This window comes from Saccharopolyspora sp. NPDC003752 (assembly GCF_053605825.1).
Genome location: NZ_JBSGJZ010000023.1, coordinates 57,949 through 77,697, shown reverse-complemented (window position 1 = coordinate 77,697; position 19,749 = coordinate 57,949). Strand labels below are relative to the sequence as shown.

General features: G+C 70.1%; 23 protein-coding genes. 5 read left to right on the top strand and 18 right to left on the bottom strand.

Annotated elements, in window-relative coordinates; genetic code table 11:
* The first annotated feature begins 44 nt into the window (after positions 1 to 44).
* On the top strand, positions 45 to 722 hold the full coding sequence (locus ACWEV3_RS27005) for a metal-dependent transcriptional regulator (RefSeq protein WP_452616622.1): 678 nt from the start codon (positions 45 to 47) through the stop codon (positions 720 to 722).
* Here ACWEV3_RS27005 and ACWEV3_RS27000 read toward each other — a convergent pair.
* Positions 699 to 1,184: a hypothetical protein gene (locus ACWEV3_RS27000; RefSeq protein WP_358575423.1), complete on the bottom strand. Its 486-nt coding sequence runs from the start codon at positions 1,182 to 1,184 to the stop codon at positions 699 to 701. The genes ACWEV3_RS27005 and ACWEV3_RS27000 overlap by 24 nt on opposite strands.
* A gap of 275 nt (positions 1,185 to 1,459) precedes the next feature.
* On the opposite strand from ACWEV3_RS27000, the gene ACWEV3_RS26995 reads away from it, so the two are divergent.
* The 3 genes from ACWEV3_RS26995 (at position 1,460) to ACWEV3_RS26985 (ending at position 4,006) form a co-directional block, all read left to right on the top strand.
* Complete coding sequence (locus ACWEV3_RS26995) at positions 1,460 to 2,224, top strand: VOC family protein (RefSeq protein WP_358575424.1); 765 nt, start codon at positions 1,460 to 1,462, stop codon at positions 2,222 to 2,224.
* A 92-nt stretch (positions 2,225 to 2,316) separates the two neighbouring features.
* Complete coding sequence (locus tag ACWEV3_RS26990) at positions 2,317 to 2,787, top strand: RrF2 family transcriptional regulator (RefSeq protein ID WP_358575426.1); 471 nt, start codon at positions 2,317 to 2,319, stop codon at positions 2,785 to 2,787.
* Between the two features lie 49 nt (positions 2,788 to 2,836).
* On the top strand, positions 2,837 to 4,006 hold the full coding sequence (locus tag ACWEV3_RS26985) for an MFS transporter (RefSeq protein WP_452616568.1): 1,170 nt from the start codon (positions 2,837 to 2,839) through the stop codon (positions 4,004 to 4,006).
* 104 nt (positions 4,007 to 4,110) lie between these two features.
* Here the strand turns inward: ACWEV3_RS26985 and ACWEV3_RS26980 are convergent, their stop codons facing one another.
* The 8 genes from ACWEV3_RS26980 to rpsB all read right to left on the bottom strand — a co-directional run bounded on the left by ACWEV3_RS26980 (position 4,111) and on the right by rpsB (position 10,519).
* On the bottom strand, positions 4,111 to 4,641 hold the full coding sequence (locus tag ACWEV3_RS26980) for a CGNR zinc finger domain-containing protein (RefSeq protein WP_452616567.1): 531 nt from the start codon (positions 4,639 to 4,641) through the stop codon (positions 4,111 to 4,113).
* A gap of 3 nt (positions 4,642 to 4,644) precedes the next feature.
* Positions 4,645 to 4,821: a hypothetical protein gene (locus ACWEV3_RS26975; RefSeq protein WP_452616566.1), complete on the bottom strand. Its 177-nt coding sequence runs from the start codon at positions 4,819 to 4,821 to the stop codon at positions 4,645 to 4,647.
* Between the two features lie 49 nt (positions 4,822 to 4,870).
* On the bottom strand, positions 4,871 to 5,602 hold the full coding sequence (locus ACWEV3_RS26970; protein WP_452616565.1) for a class I SAM-dependent methyltransferase: 732 nt from the start codon (positions 5,600 to 5,602) through the stop codon (positions 4,871 to 4,873).
* A 501-nt stretch (positions 5,603 to 6,103) separates the two neighbouring features.
* Complete coding sequence (locus ACWEV3_RS26965) at positions 6,104 to 6,949, bottom strand: phosphatidate cytidylyltransferase (RefSeq protein ID WP_452616564.1); 846 nt, start codon at positions 6,947 to 6,949, stop codon at positions 6,104 to 6,106.
* 36 nt (positions 6,950 to 6,985) lie between these two features.
* A complete protein-coding gene (frr, locus tag ACWEV3_RS26960) occupies positions 6,986 to 7,543 on the bottom strand; it encodes a ribosome recycling factor (protein ID WP_452616563.1) in 558 nt (185 codons plus the stop codon).
* A 163-nt stretch (positions 7,544 to 7,706) separates the two neighbouring features.
* Positions 7,707 to 8,453: a UMP kinase gene (pyrH, locus tag ACWEV3_RS26955; RefSeq protein ID WP_093262788.1), complete on the bottom strand. Its 747-nt coding sequence runs from the start codon at positions 8,451 to 8,453 to the stop codon at positions 7,707 to 7,709.
* A gap of 241 nt (positions 8,454 to 8,694) precedes the next feature.
* Positions 8,695 to 9,510 carry a translation elongation factor Ts gene (gene tsf, locus ACWEV3_RS26950; RefSeq protein ID WP_132484900.1) on the bottom strand — a complete coding sequence of 272 codons (816 nt, stop codon included), beginning with the start codon at positions 9,508 to 9,510 and terminating at the stop codon, positions 8,695 to 8,697.
* Between the two features lie 190 nt (positions 9,511 to 9,700).
* Positions 9,701 to 10,519, bottom strand: coding sequence for a 30S ribosomal protein S2 (rpsB, locus tag ACWEV3_RS26945; protein WP_242184744.1), 819 nt, complete (start codon positions 10,517 to 10,519; stop codon positions 9,701 to 9,703).
* A 404-nt stretch (positions 10,520 to 10,923) separates the two neighbouring features.
* On the opposite strand from rpsB, the gene ACWEV3_RS26940 reads away from it, so the two are divergent.
* Positions 10,924 to 11,493 (top strand): M23 family metallopeptidase, encoded by a 570-nt coding sequence (locus ACWEV3_RS26940; protein WP_452616562.1) that lies wholly within the window; start codon positions 10,924 to 10,926, stop codon positions 11,491 to 11,493.
* A gap of 43 nt (positions 11,494 to 11,536) precedes the next feature.
* Here ACWEV3_RS26940 and whiG read toward each other — a convergent pair whose 3' ends face one another.
* The 9 genes from whiG to rplS all read right to left on the bottom strand — a co-directional run bounded on the left by whiG (position 11,537) and on the right by rplS (position 19,647).
* Positions 11,537 to 12,496, bottom strand: coding sequence for an RNA polymerase sigma factor WhiG (gene whiG / locus ACWEV3_RS26935; RefSeq protein WP_452616561.1), 960 nt, complete (start codon positions 12,494 to 12,496; stop codon positions 11,537 to 11,539).
* A complete protein-coding gene (locus tag ACWEV3_RS26930; RefSeq protein ID WP_452616621.1) occupies positions 12,471 to 13,445 on the bottom strand; it encodes a tyrosine recombinase XerC in 975 nt (324 codons plus the stop codon). Before ACWEV3_RS26930 ends, whiG begins: the two co-directional genes overlap by 26 nt.
* Positions 13,446 to 13,557: 112 nt before the next feature.
* Positions 13,558 to 14,718 (bottom strand): DNA-processing protein DprA, encoded by a 1,161-nt coding sequence (gene dprA / locus ACWEV3_RS26925; RefSeq protein ID WP_452616620.1) that lies wholly within the window; start codon positions 14,716 to 14,718, stop codon positions 13,558 to 13,560.
* Positions 14,718 to 16,238: a YifB family Mg chelatase-like AAA ATPase gene (locus ACWEV3_RS26920; RefSeq protein WP_452616560.1), complete on the bottom strand. Its 1,521-nt coding sequence runs from the start codon at positions 16,236 to 16,238 to the stop codon at positions 14,718 to 14,720. The genes dprA and ACWEV3_RS26920 overlap by 1 nt, the downstream gene beginning before the upstream one ends.
* Positions 16,239 to 16,640, bottom strand: coding sequence for a YraN family protein (locus ACWEV3_RS26915; protein WP_452616559.1), 402 nt, complete (start codon positions 16,638 to 16,640; stop codon positions 16,239 to 16,241).
* Between the two features lie 344 nt (positions 16,641 to 16,984).
* Positions 16,985 to 17,308 carry a DUF2469 domain-containing protein gene (locus ACWEV3_RS26910; protein WP_009943624.1) on the bottom strand — a complete coding sequence of 108 codons (324 nt, stop codon included), beginning with the start codon at positions 17,306 to 17,308 and terminating at the stop codon, positions 16,985 to 16,987.
* 33 nt (positions 17,309 to 17,341) lie between these two features.
* Complete coding sequence (locus tag ACWEV3_RS26905) at positions 17,342 to 18,094, bottom strand: ribonuclease HII (RefSeq protein WP_358582143.1); 753 nt, start codon at positions 18,092 to 18,094, stop codon at positions 17,342 to 17,344.
* A 7-nt stretch (positions 18,095 to 18,101) separates the two neighbouring features.
* Positions 18,102 to 19,016 carry a signal peptidase I gene (gene lepB, locus ACWEV3_RS26900; protein ID WP_452616558.1) on the bottom strand — a complete coding sequence of 305 codons (915 nt, stop codon included), beginning with the start codon at positions 19,014 to 19,016 and terminating at the stop codon, positions 18,102 to 18,104.
* 271 nt (positions 19,017 to 19,287) lie between these two features.
* Positions 19,288 to 19,647, bottom strand: a complete 360-nt coding sequence (gene rplS, locus ACWEV3_RS26895) for a 50S ribosomal protein L19 (RefSeq protein WP_132484884.1) — start codon at positions 19,645 to 19,647, stop codon at positions 19,288 to 19,290.
* Positions 19,648 to 19,749 lie beyond the last annotated feature (102 nt).

Here is a 19,749-nt window from a genome sequence, read left to right as displayed (position 1 = left end):
GTCCACCGGCCGAGTAGCGCCCGTATCGTGCAAGTATGACGAGTATGGCCGAGCGCCCCTCGTCGTCCGTCGAGGACTACCTCCGGGCGATCTACGGGCTTTGCGAACGGGGTGTGCCCGTCACGAACGCGACCCTGACCCAGCGGCTCGGCCTGAGCCCGTCATCGGTCTCCGGGATGATCAACAAGCTGGCGCAGCTCGGCCTGGTCACGCACGTCCGGTACCGCAGCGTCGAGCTGACCCCGGAGGGCCGCCGGCTGGCCTTCGACGTGCTGCGCAGGCACCGGCTGATCGAGCTGTTCCTGGTCGAGGAGCTCGACTACAGCTGGGACGAGGTGCACCGGGAGGCCGACGCGCTGGAGCACGCGGTGTCCGACGAGCTGGTCGCGCACATCGCCGCCAAGCTCGGCAACCCCACCCACGACCCGCACGGCGACCCGATCCCTACCGCGGAGGGCACCGTCGAGAAGCCCGCGACGCTGCTGCTGGACCAGGTCGAGCCGGGCACGATCGGCACCATCGCGCGGGTCTGGGACACGGATTCGGAGCTGTTGCGCTACCTGACCGATCACGGCATGACGCTGGGCTCGCGGATCGAGGTCGTGGAGCGCAAGCCCTTCGGCGGGCCGCTGGTGGTGCGCGTCGGCGAACCGCCGGACGACGAAACCCACTTCGTGGGCGACGAGATCGCGGCCGCGCTATCGATCAGCGTGCACCGGTGAACCCGCCCCGTCGGTGAGCCGGGAGGCGACCGTGCGGGACGCGACGACGCGCGACACCGGCCACTCCAGCGGATCCGACGGCGGGTCGTCGCCGTAGACCTGCTCGGTCACCAGCCGCCCGTGCAACTCGTCGGTGCGGTGCGCGCCCAGCACCGCGAGCAACAGGTCGAACCGGCTGTCGGTGAGCGCCACGGCGACGTAGCAGAACCCGGCGAGGCCGGTGAACACGAGACCGGACACCCACCACACCGATGCGCCCTGGACCAGGAACATCACCGCGAGGGCGAGCAGCAGCCCGGAGGCGAAGGCGATCCCGCGGGCGATCGTGACCTGCCTCAGCATCGACCGGAACGCCGGGTACTGGTGGCACAGCTGCTGGATGATGCGGGCCCGCTCGCGGCGGTCCAGCTGAGCAAGCCGGCTCAAGCCCGCGGTCACCGGCTTCGCCGCGCGGTTGGCCATGGCTGCTCCTGTAACCCTGGTGCGTGCTTCGATCGGGTTGCTCGGCATGCAAATACGCACACTGAGTGACCGCTACTAGTCGATCACGCGAGACGTTCAGTATCAAGGCGTCATTCGGGGGCGTTCCCATTGCGGAAAAGGCACCGAACAGTAACGCCATCGTGCGGCCGAACATCCTTGATCCGCCACGCGTGTTTTCCGAACCGAAACCTCGGTCACCCTGGGGATACCCCCTGAATTCACCTCGTGTCGAAGTGCATTTCGGAGGAGGAGCGATGGCCATCGCAGTAGGCGCCCCAGCCTGGGTGGACCTGGCCACCCACGACGTCACCGAAGCCCGGGACTTCTACGCCGGCCTGTTCGGCTGGCACTGGATCCAGCGCCCGGACTACAACATCGCGATGAAGGAGCACAAGCCGGTCGCCGGGCTGCTGCTTCCGGAGACGGACGCGCCGACGGCCTGGACGCTGTACCTGGAGTGCGGCTCGGCCCGCCGCGCGGTGGAGCGGATCCGGGCGCTCGGCGGCAAAGTGCTGGTCCCACCGACGGAAACGCCTGCCGACGAGACGTTCCTGGTCGCCGAAGATCCCTCCGGCGCGGCGATCGGCCTGTGGGAGGCGCCGCCCAACGGCACCTTCGGCCGCGACCACGCGGGCATGCTCTGCTGGGCGGAACTGCACACCCGCGACGGCTCGTCCGCCGATCCGTTCTACGCCGAACTGCTGGGCTACCGGCAGGAGCAGATCGGCGAGCCGGGGGACGGCTTCGACTACACCGTCTGGTACGTCGACGACCTGCCCACGGTGGGCCGGTTCGAGACCAGTTCGGCGCTGCCCGAGGACGTGCCCGCGCACTGGCAGCTGTACTTCCAGGTCAACCCGGACAGCAACGCCGACGACGCGGCGGCGAAGGCGGTCCAGCTGGGCGGCAAGGTGCTGCGCGAACCGTCGGATTCCCCGTACGGCCGGCTCTCCCTGATCCAGGACGTCGTCGGTGCCACGTTCTTCATCATCGACACCGCCCAGCGCACCGGGGAATGATCGGCGACGCCTGAACGCCCTGGCAGGAGCAGCCCATCCGGCCGGCGGAGCCCCGACGCGCCCCGGCGAACCTGGACGTCTAACATCCAGGTATGCGAATGGGCGAAGGGGTCGAGTGGGGCCTGCACTGCTGCCTCACGCTGGCGTGGCTGGACGACGAACCCGTGCCGACCGCCCGGCTCGCCGCTCAGTTCGACCTGCCCCCGGCATACCTGAACAAGCGCCTGCAAGCGCTGGTCCGGGCCGAGATCCTCACCTCCACACCGGGGGCGCGCGGCGGCTTCCGGCTGGCCAGGCCGCCGGCGAAGATCACGCTGATGGACGTCGTCGCCGCCATCGAAGGCCCCGAGGACGCGTTCCGCTGCGCCGAGATCCGGCAGCGCGGAGCCGGGACCGGCACCCCGGCAGGCGAGTTCCGCAAGCGCTGCGGCATCGACGTCGCCATGCGCCGGGCCGAGCTGGCCTGGCGCCGCGAACTGGCCTCGCAGACCATCGCCGACCTGATGGCCACCGCCCCGCCTCGCGCCGCCGGGCGAGTACGGCGCTGGCACGCCGCCGACTGACTTTTCCGGATCACCTGCTCAGCAGGGCCTCTTCAGCTGGAGAACCTGGATGTCAAATGTCCCGAATCCGACGCGGAGCCGAGGCCTGACGGCCACCCTGGTGCTGGCGCTGGGGACCTTCGCGGTCGGCACCGACGCCTTCATCGTCGCCGGATTCCTCCCGGTCATGGCGGACTCGCTGGAGGTGACCACGGCCGCGGCAGGACAGTCGGTGACCACGTTCGCGGTGGCCTACGCGGTCCTCGCCCCGGTCCTGGCGACCGCGACCGCCCGGATCCCGCGCCGCGCCCTGCTGGTGGCCGCCCTCGTCCTGCTCGGGATCGCCAACATCGGCTCCGCGCTGGCCCCGAACCTGGCGGTGCTGATCGTCAGCCGGGTCATCGCGGCGGCCGGTGCCGCCGCGTACACGCCCGGCGCGGGTGCGGTCAGCGCGGCGCTGGTGCCTGCGGAGTTCCGCGGCCGGGCGCTGGCCGTGGTCGTCGGCGGCCTCACCGTGGCCACGGCGTTGGGCGTTCCGCTCGGCGATCTGGCCGGCGAATGGTTCGGCTGGCGCGCCGCTCTGGGACTGGTCGCCGCGCTGTGCGTGCTCGTCGGCGTCGGCGTCTACCTGATCATGCCCGCGCTGCCGGGCGGCGCCCGCGTCCCGCTGCGCGACCGGCTCGCGCTGCTGCGCCGCCGCAGCGTCATGGCGGTTCTGCCGCTGACGGTGCTCGGCATGGGAGCCAGCTACACCGTCTACGCCTACAGCGTTCCCGCTCTGAACGCCGTCGGCGTCCCGGTGAACTCGACCATGCTGATGCTGTTCATGTACGGGCTCGGGGCGGTGCTGGGCAACCTCCTGTCCGGCTACGCGACCGACCGCTGGGGCCCGACCAGGGTCTTGACCTGCGGTTACCTGAGCATGACGCTCGCGCTGGCGCTGCTGGCGTGGTTCGCCTGGACCGGCACCACGCCGCAGGTCGCGGTCGCCATCCTGGTGTTCGCGTGGGGCGGGAGCACCTGGACCCAAACGCCGCCGCAGCAAACCCGCCTCATCGACGCGGCGCCGCAGGAGGCGGCGATCGTGGTGTCGCTGAACGCGTCGGCGATCTACCTCGGCATCGGAGCGGGCACCCTCCTCGGCGGCGCGCTGCTGGCTCTCGGCCCGGCCCCGATCTTCACCGCAGCGGCCGCGGTCGCCGCCGTCGCGGCGCTGTACCTGCGCATCACCGCGTCCTGAGCCACCGGAAATGTCCGCCCGCGCTGGCACGATCGGCGGCGCGAGATCGAAGCACGGGCTTGAGCAGTGCGTTCAGGACTGGGTGCGCGGTTGGCTACTCCGGCTCAGATGCCGTGCCGGCCCGCGACTCTTGCCCGGTGGCGGGCCACCGCATCGTTGTTCGCGCAGCGCAGGGAGCAGTAGGCCCGCCGACCGTTCCGGGAAGTGTCCACGAAGGCCTGGTCGCAGACTTCGCGCGCACACCGGCCGAGGCGATCCGCCCCTGCGAAGCAGACCACGTAGGCGAGCCCGGCAGCCGTGACCGCACGGATGTGGGCCACCCGGTCCGCACCCGGCGCGCTGTAGTGCAGGTGCGGGTGCCCGTCGTGCAGCGAGATGTACGGCTGGCTCGCGGTCTCGGCGAGCAACTGGTTGATCTCGTAGCACCGCTGCTCCAGGTCCTGCGGATCGAAGCAACGGCCGAGCCGATCGCACCAGAGCGCCAAGTCGCGGACCTGCTCGGCGTCCAGCGCGCCTCCCGCGACGCCGCGCGCGGACAGGATCGGCTCCAGCGCTTCGGCGGTCAGCGGGCCGACCGCGTTGACGAGATCGGCCGCCAGGCAGGCCGCCTCGCCGCCGTAGTCGTTGAACCGCATCGATCACCTCGCCGGAGATCTCGTCGGCGAGCGCACCTCGCGGTCGTCGAGGAAAACGCCGATCCGGCCGCAGATGCACATCCGATAGGTGACCTCGCCCTGCGACGTCCGGTGCCGGGACAGCACCACCCACCGCGCGCGGTCCCCGGGACAGACCCCGTTCGTGCTGGTAGCAGGCATGGGTCTCACCCTGGTGTCAGGGACTAGTCCACTTCAACCATTACATCGCTCAGGCGCGCAGCAGGCCGGTCGGCTTGCGGCGGGTCCGGACGCGGTAGCCGACCGGAACGGTGCGGTCGGGCACCTCGCGAACCGCGCGGGCGGCGACCTTCGCGGAGAACTCGATGCCCAGCACCTTTTCGAGGGTCTCCCGGTCGTCGAAGCGCCACAGCGTGTCCACGGAGGCGCTGTCGAAGCCGTGGCGCTGGAAGAACGACTCGATCGCATGCGGATCGACCTGCGGCGCGTCCGCCCGCATCCAGTCCCCGTACGGCGAGCTCGACGCGTCCAGATCGACGATCGCGATCACCCCGCCCGGACGGAGCACCCGCTCCGCCTCGGCCAGGCCCGGTTCGCAGCCGGGACCGAAGAAGTACGCCGTGCGGGCGTGCACCAGGTCGACGCTGCCGTCGGCGACCGGCAGCTGCTGGGCGGGCGCGATGCGGACGTCCACGCCCGGCGTGCCCGCCATCCGGGCACGGGCCCGCTCGGCCAGCGGCGGATGCGGCTCGATGCCGATGACCGTCCTGGCCGCGGCGGCGAACAGCGGCAGGTGGAAGCCGTCGCCGCAGCCGATGTCGACGACGTCCAGCCCGGCCCAGTCACAGCGCTCCCGCAGCGCCTGCCACAACGCGCCGGTGGAATCCTGCGCGCGGTTCTCCAGTTCGAAGAGCTCGGGCCAGTGCCAGATGTTCGGGCTCGGCGTCACCTGCGGCCGCGCCTGCTTCCGCCAGGTACGCATTCACAGTCCTCTCTCCGACGCGATTTCAATGAGGTTTTCTCAACCTGGTCCGCGGCGTCAGGCCAGGTCCCGAGTGTGCAGGGGTCGTGAGTGCCCATGGTCGCCATAGCAGCCATAGCCACTCACGACCCGACGTCCCGCGGTCGTGAGTGCCCATGGTCGCCACAGCAGCCATGACCACTCACGACCCAGGACACAGGCCATCCGCTGGTCGGCCCGCAGCCGCGGGTCGCAAAGCCACACGTCGATGGGTGTCGCATGCGCCGCAGGCGCATAAACCCGCCTACGACGCTGGCATCGCCGCGGGTTCACGGTGCCCACCCCTCCGGGGTTCCCTCGGCGAGGACGGCCCCTCCGCCGTGTATTTGGACATACATCAGGAGGGGCACCCACAGTCCAGGGAGCCTCTGTAACTCCCGCAGGGGGCCGCTACCCGCACCGCCACGCAAAACGAGGTTGGAACAACCTCATTGAAATTGCGCACCCCGAGCCGGGGTTCCCTCAGCCCGGGACGAGCCAGAAGAGCATCATCCAGGCGGCCGCGGCCGACGGCAGCAGGGAATCCATCCGGTCCATCAGGCCGCCGTGCCCGGGCAGCAGGTTGCCCATGTCCTTGATGCCGAGGTCGCGCTTGATCAGCGACTCCATCAGGTCGCCCAGCGTCGAGGTGCACACCAGCGCAGCCCCGAACAGCGCGCCCTGCCACCACTGGCCGTCGAGCATCAGGGTCACCGAGAGGACCCCGGCCACCACGCCGACCAGCATCGACCCGCCGAAGCCCTCCCAGGACTTCTTCGGGCTGATCTTCGGCGCCATCGGATGCTTGCCGAACAGCACGCCGAATGCGTAGCCACCGGTGTCCGAGGCGACGACGCCGATCATGAAGCACAGCGCCCGGAAGGCACCGTCCTCCGGCCGCACCAGCATCGCCGCGAACGCGGCGAACAGCGGCACGTAGGCCGCGGTGAACACCGATGCGGTCACGTCCCGCACGTAGCCGTCGACGCCGTGCCGGAACCGCCACGCCAGGCACGCCAGCACGGTGATGACGAACGCCACCAGCGTTCCGCGCAGGCCGAACGGCCAGGACAGCCACAACATCGCCTGCCCGCCCACCAGCACGGGGAACAGCGAGATGCGGATGTCGGCACCGCGCTTGAGCGCGTTCGCCAGCTCGACGGTGGACACCGCCACCGCGGCGGCGACGATGCCGATGAATACGAACCGCACCATCAGCAGCGAAAGGATGATCGCGGCACCGAGCACTACCCCGACGCCGATGGCGGCACGGAGATCGCGTCCGGCCCGGGAAGGACGCGAAGGCGGGTCCGGGCTGTCTGCGGACATTCCGGACTCACCTTCGCATTGGCCGGCCGTCACCACTCAGACCTCGAGAAGTTCTGCTTCCTTGTGCTTGACCAGCTCGTCGACCTGGCCGGTGAAGCGGTGCGTGAGGTTCTCCAGCTCCTTCTCGGCGCGGGTGCCCTCGTCCTCGCCGGCCTCGCCGTCCTTGACGATCCGGTCGATCTCTTCCTTGACCTTGCGGCGGATGCCCCGGATGGTGATCTTGCCTTCCTCGCCCTTGTGCTTGGCGAGCTTGACCATCTCCTTGCGGCGCTCCTCCGTCATCTGCGGAATCGCGACCCGGATGAGCTGGCCGTCGTTGGACGGGTTCACGCCGAGGTCGGAGTCGCGGATGGCCTTCTCCATCGCCGCCAGCTGGCTGGCGTCGTACGGCTTGATGACCACCAGCCGCGCCTCCGGCACGGAGACGCTGGCGAGCTGGTTCAACGGCGTCGGCGAACCGTAGTAGTCGACGACGATGCTGGAGAACATCGCGGGGTTCGCACGGCCGGTGCGGACGGTGGCCAGGTCGTCCTTGGCCACCTCCACCGCCTTTTGCATCTTCTCCTCGCCTTCGAGAAGAGCTTCGTCGATCACGGCTGCTCCTTAAGTCTGCCGACCGGTGGACATTCGTAGTGTCGCCTGCTGCGCAGCGCCGCCCCAGGGCGGGCCACCCCAGATCAGGATTCCAGCACCCCTGGTGGGGCGACGTGCCGGGTCGCTCAGGTGGTCACCCGGCACGACCTCGAATGCGCGTCGCTCAGGCCTGCTGCTCGGCCGGGGTGCTGACCAGCGTGCCGATCTTCTCACCGCCGACGGCGCGGGCGATGTTGCCTTCTTCCAGCAGGTTGAACACCAGGATCGGCATGTGGTTGTCCATGCACAGGCTGAAGGCGGTCGCGTCGGCGACCTTCAGCCCGCGCTCCAGCACCTCGCGGTGCGTGATCCTGTCGAACAGCTGCGCGTCCGGGGTGGTCTTCGGGTCGGCGGTGTAGACGCCGTCGACCGCCTTGGCCATCAGCACCACCTCGCAGCCGATCTCCAGCGCCCGCTGCGCCGCGGTGGTGTCGGTGGAGAAGTACGGCATGCCGGTGCCGGCGCCGAAGATGACCACGCGGCCCTTCTCCATGTGCCGCATCGCGCGCCGCGGGATGTAGGGCTCGGCGACCTGCCCCATGGTGATCGCGGTCATCACCCGGGTGTCGATGCCGTGCTCGCGCTCCAGGAAGTCCTGCAGTGCCAGGCAGTTCATCACGGTGCCCAGCATCGCCATGTAGTCACCGCGCGCGCGTTCCATGCCGCGCTGCTGCAGTTCGGCGCCGCGGAAGAAGTTGCCGCCGCCGATCACGATGGCGACCTCGACGCCATCGGCGACGATCTCGGCGATCTGCCGGGCCACCGCGCCGACCACGTTCGGGTCGATCCCGACGCTGCCCCCGCCGAACATCTCGCCGCCCAATTTGAGCAGCACCCGGCTGTAGCCGCGGTGCGCTGGGCCGTCGGTCACTGGATTCCTCCCGCGAAGTTCGGTTTCGCTCTAAGTTTGCGCGGATCGCTCCGCTCGCCGACAGCGGCACCGGGTTCCGGCGCCGTGATCTTGCGAAAGCGCCCCGCCTTGCGAACGAAGGCGGGGCGCTGATGCCGTGAGTCGCGGCCGCCGGGTCCCCACCGGTTTCACCTCACCCGGTGAACCGGCGGCGCACCACCTGATCGGGGTGCCGCCCGGCGTGCCGCCGAACAGCGACCGGTCAGGCCTGGCCGACCTCGAACCGGACGAAACCGGTGACGGTGACGCCGGCCTCGTCGAGCAGGGCCTTGACGGTCTTCTTGTTCTCCTGCACGGACGGCTGGTCCAGCAGCGCGTTCTCCTTGAAGAACCCGTTCAGGCGACCCTCGACGATCTTCGGCAGCGCCTGCTCCGGCTTGCCCTCGGCCTTCGCGGTCTCCTCGGCGATGCGCCGCTCGTTGGCGACGATGTCCGCCGGGACGTCGTCGCGGCTCAGGTACTTCGGCTTGAGCGCGGCGACCTGCATCGCGGCACCCCGAGCGGCGTCCGCGTTGCCACCGGTGAACTCGACCAGCACGCCGACCGCCGGGGGCAGGTCCGCGGAGCGGCGGTGCAGGTAGGTGGCCACCTCGCCGTCGAACTTGGCGACGCGGCGCAGCTCGAGCTTCTCGCCGATCTTGGCCGACAGCTCCTGGATGACCTCGGAGACGGTCTTGCCGTCCAGCGGGGCCGCCAGAGCGGCTTCCAGGTCACCGGCACCGGCGGCCTTGACCGCGGCGACGATCTTGTTGGCCAGCTCGATGAACTCGTCGTTCTTGGCGACGAAGTCGGTCTCGCTGTTCAGCTCGATCAGCACACCGCCGTCGGCGGCGACCAGGCCCTCGGCGGTGGCGCGCTCGGCGCGCTTGCCGACGTCCTTGGCGCCCTTGATGCGCAGGCTCTCGACGGCCTTGTCGAAGTCGCCGTCGGCCTGCTCAAGAGCCTTCTTGCAGTCCATCATGCCGGCGCCGGTCAGCTCGCGAAGACGCTTGACGTCGGCCGCACTGAAGTTCGCCATCGTGCGTTATCCGTCCCTCTTAGTACGCAGCTTCGAAGGTCTTGCAGACATCGGCCGGGCCGCGTCCCGTGGCGTTCAACCAGCTCAGCGAGGATGCGAACCCGGCCCGGGTGGCACCCGCCAGATCGTCTGACGGATAGCCGGACCGCGCCGCGCGCCGATCTTCACGACCGGCGCGCGGCAAGCGGACTCAGGACTGCGCGGCCTGCTCGCCGCCCTCGGCGGCCTGGCCGGAGCCGGCCAGCAGCTCCTTCTCCCACTCGGCCAGCGGCTCGCCACCGGCCGGCTTCTCCTCGCCCTCCGGGGCACCGTTGGTGCGGCCGCTGCGGGCCATCAGGCCCTCGGCGACACCGTCGGCGACCACGCGGGTCAGCAGGGCGGCGGAGCGGATCGCGTCGTCGTTGCCCGGGATCGGGTAGTCGACCTCGTCCGGGTCGCAGTTGGTGTCCAGGATCGCGACGACCGGGATGCCCAGCTTCCGGGCCTCACCGACGGCGATGTGCTCCTTCTTGGTGTCCACGATCCACACGGCGCTGGGCACCTTGCTCATGTCGCGGATACCGCCGAGGGTCTTCTCGAGCTTGTCCTTCTCGCGGGTCAGCATCAAGATTTCCTTCTTGGTGCGGCCCTCGAAGCCCCCGGTCTGCTCCATGGTCTCGAGTTCCTTGAGACGCTGCAGACGCTTGTGGACGGTCTGGAAGTTGGTGAGCATGCCACCCAGCCAGCGCTGGTTCACGAACGGCATGCCGACCCGCAGGGCCTGCTCGGCGATCGCTTCCTGCGCCTGCTTCTTGGTGCCGACGAACAGGATCGTCCCGCCATGCGCGACCGTCTGCTTGACGAAGTCGAACGCCCCGTCGATGTAGGTCAGCGTCTGCTGCAGGTCGATGATGTAGATGCCGTTGCGCTCGGTGAAGATGTAGCGCTTCATCTTCGGGTTCCAGCGCCGGGTCTGATGCCCGAAGTGCACGCCGCTGTCGAGCAGCTGCTTCATGGTGACGACGGCCATGGCCTGGTTCGCACCTCTTGAGTCGGGCGCGCCGGTCGGCGCGCGATTCGGTTGCCGCGACAGACCGGGTGGTCCGTCGCCCTGGTACCCGCCCGGTCACCCCCACCCTCGCTCAACGAGCTCGGGACCGCGGGAGCACCGGCACCCTGCGAGAGCAGCAGCATCCGAAGCGTTGAACTCGGTACTGTTCCGCTCAGCGGCCGACCGCGAGGTCGGGCCACTTGCGCAGGCATGGCGTGCGGGCACGCGAAGTCGGTCCGTGCGGACACGAAACCGCGCTGACAGTGTACTGGACGCCCCGGCTGACCCGATCGTGGACTGCGAGTTGTCCACAGCGGCCTGGTTTGTCCACAGATCTGGTTTCCCCCCTGTTCACCTGGACCGCCGGCAGCCACCGTTGCACCATGCGCTTGTTGATCTCCGCACTCGTCTGCTGCGGTGCCGCCGCATCCCTCGGCCTCCCCGCCGGACTCGAACCGCCCCGCGGACTGCCTGCCGCGGAGCAGGCACTACCGATGCCTGGCGCACCCCTGCGCGCCTCGCCTTCGGCGGACGCGTTGTTCGGCTGGCCGCTGGCGCCGCCTCCTGCCGTCGTTCGCCCCTTCGAGGCCCCGGCACACGCCTTCGGCCCAGGTCACCGGGGCGTCGACCTCGCAGGTGAGGTCGGCCAACCGGTGCTGGCCGCCGGAGACGGCGTGGTCGTCTACGCGGGCTGGATGGTGGACCGGAACCTGGTCTCCATCGAACACACCGGCGGCCTGCGCACCACCTACGAGCCGGTGGCGCCGGGCGTCTCGGTCGGCGACCAGGTCACCCGCGGGCAGCCGATCGGCCATCTGGAACCAGGACATCCGGAGTGCTCCGCCGAGCCGCCGCCGGTCTGCCTGCACTGGGGCGCTCGGCAACGCCTGAACTACCTCGACCCGCTGCGCCTGCTCGGGTTCGGCCACGTCCGGCTCAAACCGCGGCAGTGATCTTCGGTGGGGACCGGCACGCCGGTCCCCACCGGGTCGCCGATCAGGCCTGTTCGGTGAGCTTGGTGCGCAGGCGCAGGACCGCGCGGGTGTGCAGCTGGCAGACCCGCGATTCGGTGACGCCGAGCACCTTCCCGATCTCGGCCAGCGTCAGGTTCTCGAAGTAGTAGAGGGTCACCACCACGCGGTCCCGCTCACTGAGCCGCTCCACCGCCTCGGCCAGCTGGCGCCGGCTGTCCCGGTCCACCAGGGCCGCGACCGGGTCTTCGGCCCGGTCGTCGGGCAGCGTTTCGGCCAGCGACGCCTGCGCCGTTCCCGCGCCGATCAGGTCGTCGAGCGCGATCACACTGGTCATCTGCAGCTGCGCGAACAGCTCGCGCAGCTCGTCGAGCGATAGTTCGAGCTCGCTGGCCAGTTCCGCATCGGTCGCGGTGCGCTGCAGCTTCGCCTCCAGGCGCTCCAGCGCCCGCTCCACGTCGCGGGCGCGGCTGCGCACCGACCTCGGCACCCAGTCCTGGGCCCGCAGGTCGTCGAGGATGGCGCCGCGGATGCGCTGCATGGCGTACGTCTCGAACTTCAGGCCGCGTTCTGGTTCGAACTTCTCGATCGCATCGACCAGCCCGAAGATCCCGGACTGGATCAGGTCGGAGACCTCGACGTGCGACGGCAGCCCGGTTCCGACGCGGCCCGCCACGTACTTGACCAGCGGCGCGTAGTGCAGCACCAGCCGGTCGCGCAGTTCCTGGTCGCGGCGCTGGCCGAATGCCTGCCACAGCGCGACTATCCCGGCCTCGACCTCGTCTCCGCTGCGCTGGTCCCTGCCCGCGGCCGGCCCGGCAGACGCGGTGGTCGCCACGGACAGCCGACGCGCGAGGCGGTCACCGACGTGGCCGTTGGTTCCACCGCCTTGGTCACGGGCAGTCACCGGTACCGAGGTCGATCTCGCGGCCACCGTGTCGGCGCCGCCCCCGGTGTGGTCAGGAACGGGGGTGGGTTCGGTCATGGATCGCCTTCAGCCGTTCAACGGTCACGTGGGTGTAAAGCTGGGTCGTTGCGAGCGTAGCGTGACCAAGCAACTCCTGAACGCTACGGAGGTCCGCACCGCCCTCCAACAAATGGGTCGCAGCCGAGTGACGTAGCCCATGCGGACCGACGTCCGGGGCACCGGAAACCACGCCGACCGCGTCGTGAACGGTGCGGCGCACCGCACGCGGGTCGAGCCGTCCACCTCGGACACCCAGGAACAACGCGGCGCCCGACGATTCCCGGACCAGGCTCGGCCGACCAGCGGAAAGCCAGCGGCTGAGCGCCTGATCCGCCGGTACGCCGAACGGCACGACGCGTTCTTTGTCACCCTTGCCGATCACGCGGACCAGCCGGCGCTCGCGATCGACGTCGTCGACGTCCAGCCCGCAGAGCTCGGCGACGCGGATTCCGGTGCCATACAGCAGTTCGAGCACCGCGTGGTCCCGCAAGGCCACCGGGTCCCCCTGTTCCGCGCCCACCGCCGAAGCCTGCATCGCCGAACCTGCCTGGTCAACGCGCAGCACGGCGGGCAGTTTCCGCTGCTTAGACGGAACCGCGAGCCGCGGGCCCGGGTCGACGCGCAGCAGCCCTGCGCGGAACGCCCACCCGGTGAAGGTGCGAGCCGACGCGGTCCGCCGGGCGAGCGTCGCCCGGCTCACGCCATCCGCGTGTTGCGCCGAAAGCCATTCCCGCAGGACGGAAACGTCCAGCAAAGCAAGGGTTGCATCGTCTGCCGAGCCGGCGAGGTGCCCCAGCAACGAGACTATGTCGCCGATGTATCCGCGAACGGTGTGCGCGGATAGCCCGCGTTCCGCGGCGAGGTGCCTTTCGAACGCGTCGACCGCGGTTCCGAGCGGCTCGGGCAATTTCGCCCGAGCCGCGCGAAGATCCGGTCTTCGCGGTTCGGCGGAACGTGTGCGGGCCATGTATCGAAGCTGGCCGTTCCACCGGCGTCGGTCAAGCATCGCCACGCCGAATCATGATCACTTGACCGGTATGCGAATCATCTTGCGTGACGGGAGGCCATCTGCCTCGACCTCATGACCCCGTCATCGACCACCCCCGTTCGGATCGAGCCACGAACCCGGCCAGCTCCAGCTCCGGCAACAGCGCCCGGACTTTGCCCAACGGCAGCCCCGAATCCCGCGCCAGCTCGTCCGCGCTGGCGCAATCGATGCCGGTCAGCGCATCGTGCAGGCGCCGCGCATCCGGATGCAGCGCGTCGGTCCGGCGCGGCTGGGCGGGGATTTCCACCGGCAATTGCGCGCCGAGCGGACTCAGCGCTTCCAGGACCTCCTGTGTTCGGGTGACCAGCACGGCCTGGCCGGACCGCACCATCCCATGGCAACCAACGGAATTCTTCGAGGTCACCGGCCCGGGCACGGCCAGCACGGGCCTTCCCAGGGCATCCGCTGTGTGCGCGGTGTTGGCGGCGCCGCTGCGCGCGCCCGCCTCGACCACCACCGTCGCGCTGCCGAACGACGCGATCAGCCTGTTGCGCACCAGGAAGCGGTGCTTCCGCGGCGGCGTGCCGAGCGGATACTCGCTCACGACGGCGCCCTGTTCGGCGATGGCGCGCAGCAACCTGCCGTGCCCGGCCGGGTAGTCGACGTCGACGCCGCAGGCGAGGAACGCCACCGTCAGGCCGCCTGCGGCGAGCGCGCCCCGATGCGCGGCGCCGTCGATGCCGTACGCCGCCCCGGAAGCCACCGTGAACCCCGCCGTCGCCAGCCCGTGGCCGAACTCCGCCGCCACGTGCTCGCCGTAGCCGGTGGCGGCTCTGGCGCCGACGATGGCCACCGCTTGCTCCGCCGCCTCGGCCAGCGCCGCCTTGCCGCGGACCCACAGCGCGATCGGCTCGGCGATCCCCGGCAGGTCGACCGATCTCGCCCCGAACAGGCCGTCGAACGCCTCGCGCGGCCACTCCGGGGCCTCCGGCACGACCAGCCGGACACCGGCGGCCTCGGCCGCCACCAGCAGCTGTTCACCCGAAACGTGCCATCGCCGCGCCTCGACCTCCGCCGTGACATCCGCCGGTGCCTTCTCGCGCTGGATCAGGCCGACCGCGCGGCAAGGGCCGTACTCCGTGACGAACCTGGCCAGCGCCGGAGCCGGCGGTTCGGCGACGGCGCCCAGGAAGGCCCTCGCTACCAGCAGTTCTCGCTTCGACCTCTCCCCCATCGACGCCCACCGAGCCATCACGCCGCCCTCCTGTCCCGGAACTCCAAGGCCGCAGCCACGTGCTCCGCATCCGGTCGATCCCGGCCGTCCAGGTCGGCCAGCGTCCAGGCGACGCGCAGGCACCGATCCGCACCGCGCGCCGTGATCGCGCCGACCTCCAGCCCGCGGTCCAGCAACGCCGTCGCCGCCGCGGGCAGCGCGAACTCGCGCCGCAGCACCGGCCCCGGCACCTCCGTGTTGGTTTGCCACCCGTGCGCGGACCACCGCTGCCGGGCCGCCGCTCGCGCGTTCTCCACCCGCTTGCGCACGACCGCGCTGCCCTCCGGCTCGGCACCCGCCTGCACGGTCATCGCGGTGATCGGGCGCATCCGGACCCGCAGGTCGACCCGATCCAGCAGCGGCCCGGACAGCTTGCCGAGGTAGCGCCGCCGGACCTGCGGCGGACACTGGCAGTCGAGGTCCCGAGCCGGCGCGCACGGGCACGGGTTCGTCGCCAGGACCAGCTGGAACCGCGCCGGGTAGCGCAGCGTGCCGTCGCGCCGCGCCAGCCGGACCTCGCCTTCCTCCAGCGCCGTGCGCAACGCCTCCAACCGCTTCGCGCCCAACTCGCAGGCCTCGTCCAGCAGCAGCACGCCGCGATGCGCCCTGCTGACCGCACCCGGCCTCGCCAACCCGGTGCCGCCGCCGATGAGGGCCGGGATCGACAGCGAGGGGTGCGGCGCGACGAACGGCGGCGTCCGGATCAGCGTCGCCGACTCGGACAGGTCACCAGCGATCGAGCGGATCGCGGTGACCTCCAGCGCCTCCGGCACGGTCAGGCTCGGCAGCAGTCCGCTCAGGCGCTTGGCCAGCATCGTCTTGCCGGTGCCCGGCGGCCCGACCATCAGCAGGTGGTGGCCGCCCGCTGCGGCGACCTCCAGGGCCCACCTCGCCTCCGGCTGGCCGAGCACGTCGGAGAGGTCCGGCGCATCGTCCTCGGCCGGCGGCTCGGCGTCCGGTGGCGGGCGGCGGTCGAGCTCGCCGAGGTCGCGCAGCCAGGCCACCACGTCCCGCAGGTGTTCGGCGCCGAGCACGTCGATGCCCTCCACGAGGTGCGCCTCGGCCAACCCGTCGGCAGGCACCACCGCGCGGCGCATGCCCTCCCGCCGAGCCGTCAGCAACGCCGGCAGCAGCCCGCGGACCGGCCGGATCCGCCCGTCCAGGGCCAGCTCGCCGAACAGCACCGTGCCCGCCAGCCGGTGTGGCGGGACCAGTTCCGCCCCGGCCAGCACCGCGCAGGCCAGCGCCAGGTCGTACGACGTACCGGTCTTGGGCATCGCGGCCGGGGACAACGCCAGCGTCACGCAGCTGGCCGGCCAGTCCTCCTTGCAGTTCTGGATCGCCGCGCGCACCCGGTTCTTCGATTCCTGCAGGGCCGTGTCGGGCAGCCCGAGGAGCTGGACCGATGGCAGTCCTCCCTTGCGCACGTCGGCTTCGATCTCGACGAGCGCGCCGTCCACTCCGAAAAGCGCGACCGCCCACGTCTTCCGCAGCGCCATCTAGAACACCCCCTCGAGATGCTTGATGCGGGGGCGCTTGCCCGGTGGCCACAGCACAGACACGACGTCGAACCGCACCCGGCAACCCACCAATCGGCGCGCGGCCAGCCAGGACCGGGCCGCGCTCCTGATCCGGTTGATCTTCTCCGGCACGAGCGCGTACTCCGGTCCGCCGTAGTCCACGCCGGAGCGGGCCTTGACCTCGCAGCACACCACCGTGTCGCCGTCGGTGGCGACGATGTCGAGTTCTCCTTGCGGGCACTGCCAATTCCGGTCCAGCACGGTCAGACCGCGGCGTTCCAGGAGCACTGCCGCCAGCCGCTCCCCTTCGATTCCCAGCGCGTGTCTGCGGCCCCTGGTGTCGTCGTCCGACAGCCGGCCCACGACCTTCTTCCGGCGCACGGCTTCCTCCTCGGTTCGGGATTCAGGTTCCCGTGCCGGTATCCCGGGCGCATGTGAGCGAGTTTCGCCAACTGCGCCAACGGTTCCGGGCACGTCGATGAATCCAACGTGCCCGGAAGCGAAGCCGATATCCAGTGATATTCCGGAATCTGTGGACTAATCGATCCCCTGTGGACAACTCGGCTCACCCCGACGAGTGGGGACGGCCCACTTCCGAACCAAAAATGCTTGGCACACTGCGCAATTTGCAAAATCTGCGGCGCCGCCACGACCCACCAGCCTGCGCGCATGAAAAAGCTCGGGCGGCCGGATTTCAGGCCGCCCGAGCTTCCTCGAGACCGGGATCAGGAACCGAACGGGCCGCTCTCCGGCAGCCGCAGGTCCGGTTTGTCCAGCTCCTCCACATTGACGTCCTTGAACGTGATCACCCGCACGTTCTTGACGAACCGCGCCGGGCGGTACATGTCCCACACCCACGCGTCCGACATCGCCACCTCGAAGTAGACCTCCGAGTCGGAGTTGCGCACCTGCACGTCCACCGCGTTGGCCAGGTAGAAGCGCCGTTCCGTCTCCACGACATAGGTGAACTGCCCGACGATGTCGCGGTACTCCTTGTAGAGCTGCAGCTCCATCTCGGTCTCGTACTTCTCGAGATCCTCGGCGCTCATCGCTGTGCGAGCCCTTCTGCATTGCCGTTCGGACTACAACGCCTCATTGTCCACCACATCCCTGTCGGAAGCATCGAACAACCCGGGCTTGCTCGTCACGGTTCGCGGCGAGCGCATCCCGTGCCGCTGCGCCGCGGCCACCACGTTCGCATAGGACCACCGGTGCTCGACGCAGGGGCCGAACTGCTTCAGCCGGGCCGAGTGCACCGGCGTGCTGTACCCCTTGTGCTCGTCGAACCCGTAGTCCGGGAACTCGGTGTGCAGCTGCGCGGTCATCATCCGGTCCCGGGTCACCTTCGCCAGCACCGACGCCGCGGCCACGCAGGCCGCGACCAGGTCGCCCTTCACCACGGCCACGCTGGGCGTCGCGAGCCCCGACACCCGGAAGCCGTCGGTCAGCACGTAGCCGGGATGCGGGGTCAGCTGCGCGACCGCCCGCCGCATGCCCTCCAGATTCGCCACGTGGATGCCGAGCGCATCGACGTCCTCGGCCGAGATCACGATGGTCGACCAGCTCAGGGCACGCTCGGTGATGCGGCCGTACAGGCGCTCCCGGTCGGCCTCCGAGAGCACCTTCGAGTCCGTCAGCCCGTCGAACCGCCGCGCGTCGCCCGGGCGGAGCGCGCACGCCGCCACCACGAGCGGGCCGGCACACGCACCACGCCCGGCCTCGTCCACACCTGCCACCGGCCCGAGACCCCGGCGGTCCAACGCGCTCTGAAGGGCCCAATTACCGCTGCTGCGCCGGATCACCGACCTCGGCGGCCGGAACGCCGCCACCGTCACGTCGACGTCACTCCGACGACCGTCGCTGTTTCACCACACCGACGAGCCTACGACCCAACCAGAGCGTCGGGAACGCCGCGGCGAAACCGACGCCCAACGGCACCCCGGTCTGCCAGGCGGGCGCGCCCAGCGCGGTGGTCTGCGGGTTCGGCTCCGGGATGCTCTGCCAGCGGGTCGGCGGCAGGACGATCAGCTGAGCCTTGCCGATCACGTTGTCGACCGGCACCGCACCGTTGGTGCCGCCACCGCCCTGCACCCGCGAGTCCGCCGAGTCGTTGCGGTTGTCGCCCATCACCCACAGGTGACCCGGCGGGACCGTCACGGCCTTGAACTCGTCCTGGCCGACCCCGCGGCCGGGCTCCCAGTACAGGTACGGCTCGTTGAGCGGCTTGCCGTCGACCAGCACCCGGTTCTGCGCGTCGCAGCACTCCACGGTCTGACCGCCGACGGCGACCACCCGCTTGACGAAGTCCTTCTCGTCCGGGGCGCCGAAGCCCAGCAGCGAAGCCGCGCCCTGGAAGAAGCCGGCGACGGGGTTGGACGGCTCGTCCGCCTCGAACTCGTTCTGCACCCAGGGCTGCGGGCCGCGGAACACCACCACGTCACCCGGCTCCGGATCGCTGAACCGGTAGGTGATCTTGTCCACCAGCACCCGGTCGTTGTTGCAGCCGGTGCACCCGTGCAGGGTCTGCTCCATCGACTGCGACGGGATCACGTACACCCTGGCCAGGAAGGCCTGGATGAGCACCGTCAGCACGAGTGCGGTGACGATCAGGATCGGCAGCTCGCGCCAGAACGAGCCCTTCTTCTTGTCCTTGGGCTTGCGGCGGCGGGAAGCGCCACCCGGCGCGTCCGGGGCACCGCTGGAGTGCTCCGCACCCTGGGGGTCTTCCGCTGATCCGCTGCGCACGACGTCGGCCACCCGGCCAGGCTACTGGAACCGCGGTGGGCGCCGTCGCGCTCCCCCGGCTCCGGTGGCCCGTTCCACCGCCTCGCGGCGCCGCTGTGACGTGCTCTTTTCCGGTACATCCGATTCGCGCCGGCACGACGGCGGGGCTCAGCACCCCCGGCGATCACTCAAAGGTGGAACATCCGGTTCCCCCGGCCACCGGGCAAAACGAGCGCGCCCGGACACGCGAAACGGCCCAGGTGCGTGCACCTGGGCCGTTGTCGTGGTTCCGAATGGCTATCGATCAGGAAGCCGGCGCGGTCTCGCGCTTCTCCTTGATCTTCGCCTTCTTGCCGCGCAGCTCGCGCAGGTAGTACAGCTTCGCCCGCCGAACGTCACCGCGCGCCGCGACCTCGATCTGCGCGATGTTCGGGGTGTGCACCGGGAACGTCCGCTCCACACCGACACCGAAGGAAATCTTGCGCACGGTGAAGGTCTCCCGGATGCCATCGCCGTGGCGGCGGATGACCACGCCCTGGAAGACCTGGATCCGCTCGCGCGAACCCTCGATGACGCGGACGTGGACCTTCAGCGTGTCGCCAGGCCGGAAGGCCGGAATGTCGGAACGCAACGACTGGGCGTCCAGCGCGTCCAGGGTGTTCATCGGTGGTCCGTCCTCATCCGTGTCGAAGGCACCCGTGTTCTCCAACGTCGATGACCCGACCTACTGGTGGGCACCGCCTGACACGGGGTGAACTTGCATGTG

Excerpts from the sequence above, each read along its gene's own strand:
- ACWEV3_RS27005 (WP_452616622.1), top strand. The coding sequence starts at position 45 with ATGGCCGAGCGCCCCTCGTCGTCCGTCGAGGACTACCTCCGGGCGATC.
- ACWEV3_RS27000 (WP_358575423.1), bottom strand. The coding sequence starts at position 1,184 with ATGGCCAACCGCGCGGCGAAGCCGGTGACCGCGGGCTTGAGCCGGCTT.
- ACWEV3_RS26995 (WP_358575424.1), top strand. The coding sequence starts at position 1,460 with ATGGCCATCGCAGTAGGCGCCCCAGCCTGGGTGGACCTGGCCACCCAC.
- ACWEV3_RS26990 (WP_358575426.1), top strand. The coding sequence starts at position 2,317 with ATGCGAATGGGCGAAGGGGTCGAGTGGGGCCTGCACTGCTGCCTCACG.
- ACWEV3_RS26985 (WP_452616568.1), top strand. The coding sequence starts at position 2,837 with ATGTCAAATGTCCCGAATCCGACGCGGAGCCGAGGCCTGACGGCCACC.
- ACWEV3_RS26980 (WP_452616567.1), bottom strand. The coding sequence starts at position 4,641 with ATGCGGTTCAACGACTACGGCGGCGAGGCGGCCTGCCTGGCGGCCGAT.
- ACWEV3_RS26975 (WP_452616566.1), bottom strand. The coding sequence starts at position 4,821 with ATGCCTGCTACCAGCACGAACGGGGTCTGTCCCGGGGACCGCGCGCGG.
- ACWEV3_RS26970 (WP_452616565.1), bottom strand. The coding sequence starts at position 5,602 with ATGCGTACCTGGCGGAAGCAGGCGCGGCCGCAGGTGACGCCGAGCCCG.
- ACWEV3_RS26965 (WP_452616564.1), bottom strand. The coding sequence starts at position 6,949 with ATGTCCGCAGACAGCCCGGACCCGCCTTCGCGTCCTTCCCGGGCCGGA.
- tsf (WP_132484900.1), bottom strand. The coding sequence starts at position 9,510 with ATGGCGAACTTCAGTGCGGCCGACGTCAAGCGTCTTCGCGAGCTGACC.
- rpsB (WP_242184744.1), bottom strand. The coding sequence starts at position 10,519 with ATGGCCGTCGTCACCATGAAGCAGCTGCTCGACAGCGGCGTGCACTTC.
- ACWEV3_RS26940 (WP_452616562.1), top strand. The coding sequence starts at position 10,924 with ATGCGCTTGTTGATCTCCGCACTCGTCTGCTGCGGTGCCGCCGCATCC.
- whiG (WP_452616561.1), bottom strand. The coding sequence starts at position 12,496 with ATGACCGAACCCACCCCCGTTCCTGACCACACCGGGGGCGGCGCCGAC.
- ACWEV3_RS26930 (WP_452616621.1), bottom strand. The coding sequence starts at position 13,445 with ATGGCCCGCACACGTTCCGCCGAACCGCGAAGACCGGATCTTCGCGCG.
- dprA (WP_452616620.1), bottom strand. The coding sequence starts at position 14,718 with ATGGCTCGGTGGGCGTCGATGGGGGAGAGGTCGAAGCGAGAACTGCTG.
- ACWEV3_RS26920 (WP_452616560.1), bottom strand. The coding sequence starts at position 16,238 with ATGGCGCTGCGGAAGACGTGGGCGGTCGCGCTTTTCGGAGTGGACGGC.
- ACWEV3_RS26910 (WP_009943624.1), bottom strand. The coding sequence starts at position 17,308 with ATGAGCGCCGAGGATCTCGAGAAGTACGAGACCGAGATGGAGCTGCAG.
- rplS (WP_132484884.1), bottom strand. The coding sequence starts at position 19,647 with ATGAACACCCTGGACGCGCTGGACGCCCAGTCGTTGCGTTCCGACATT.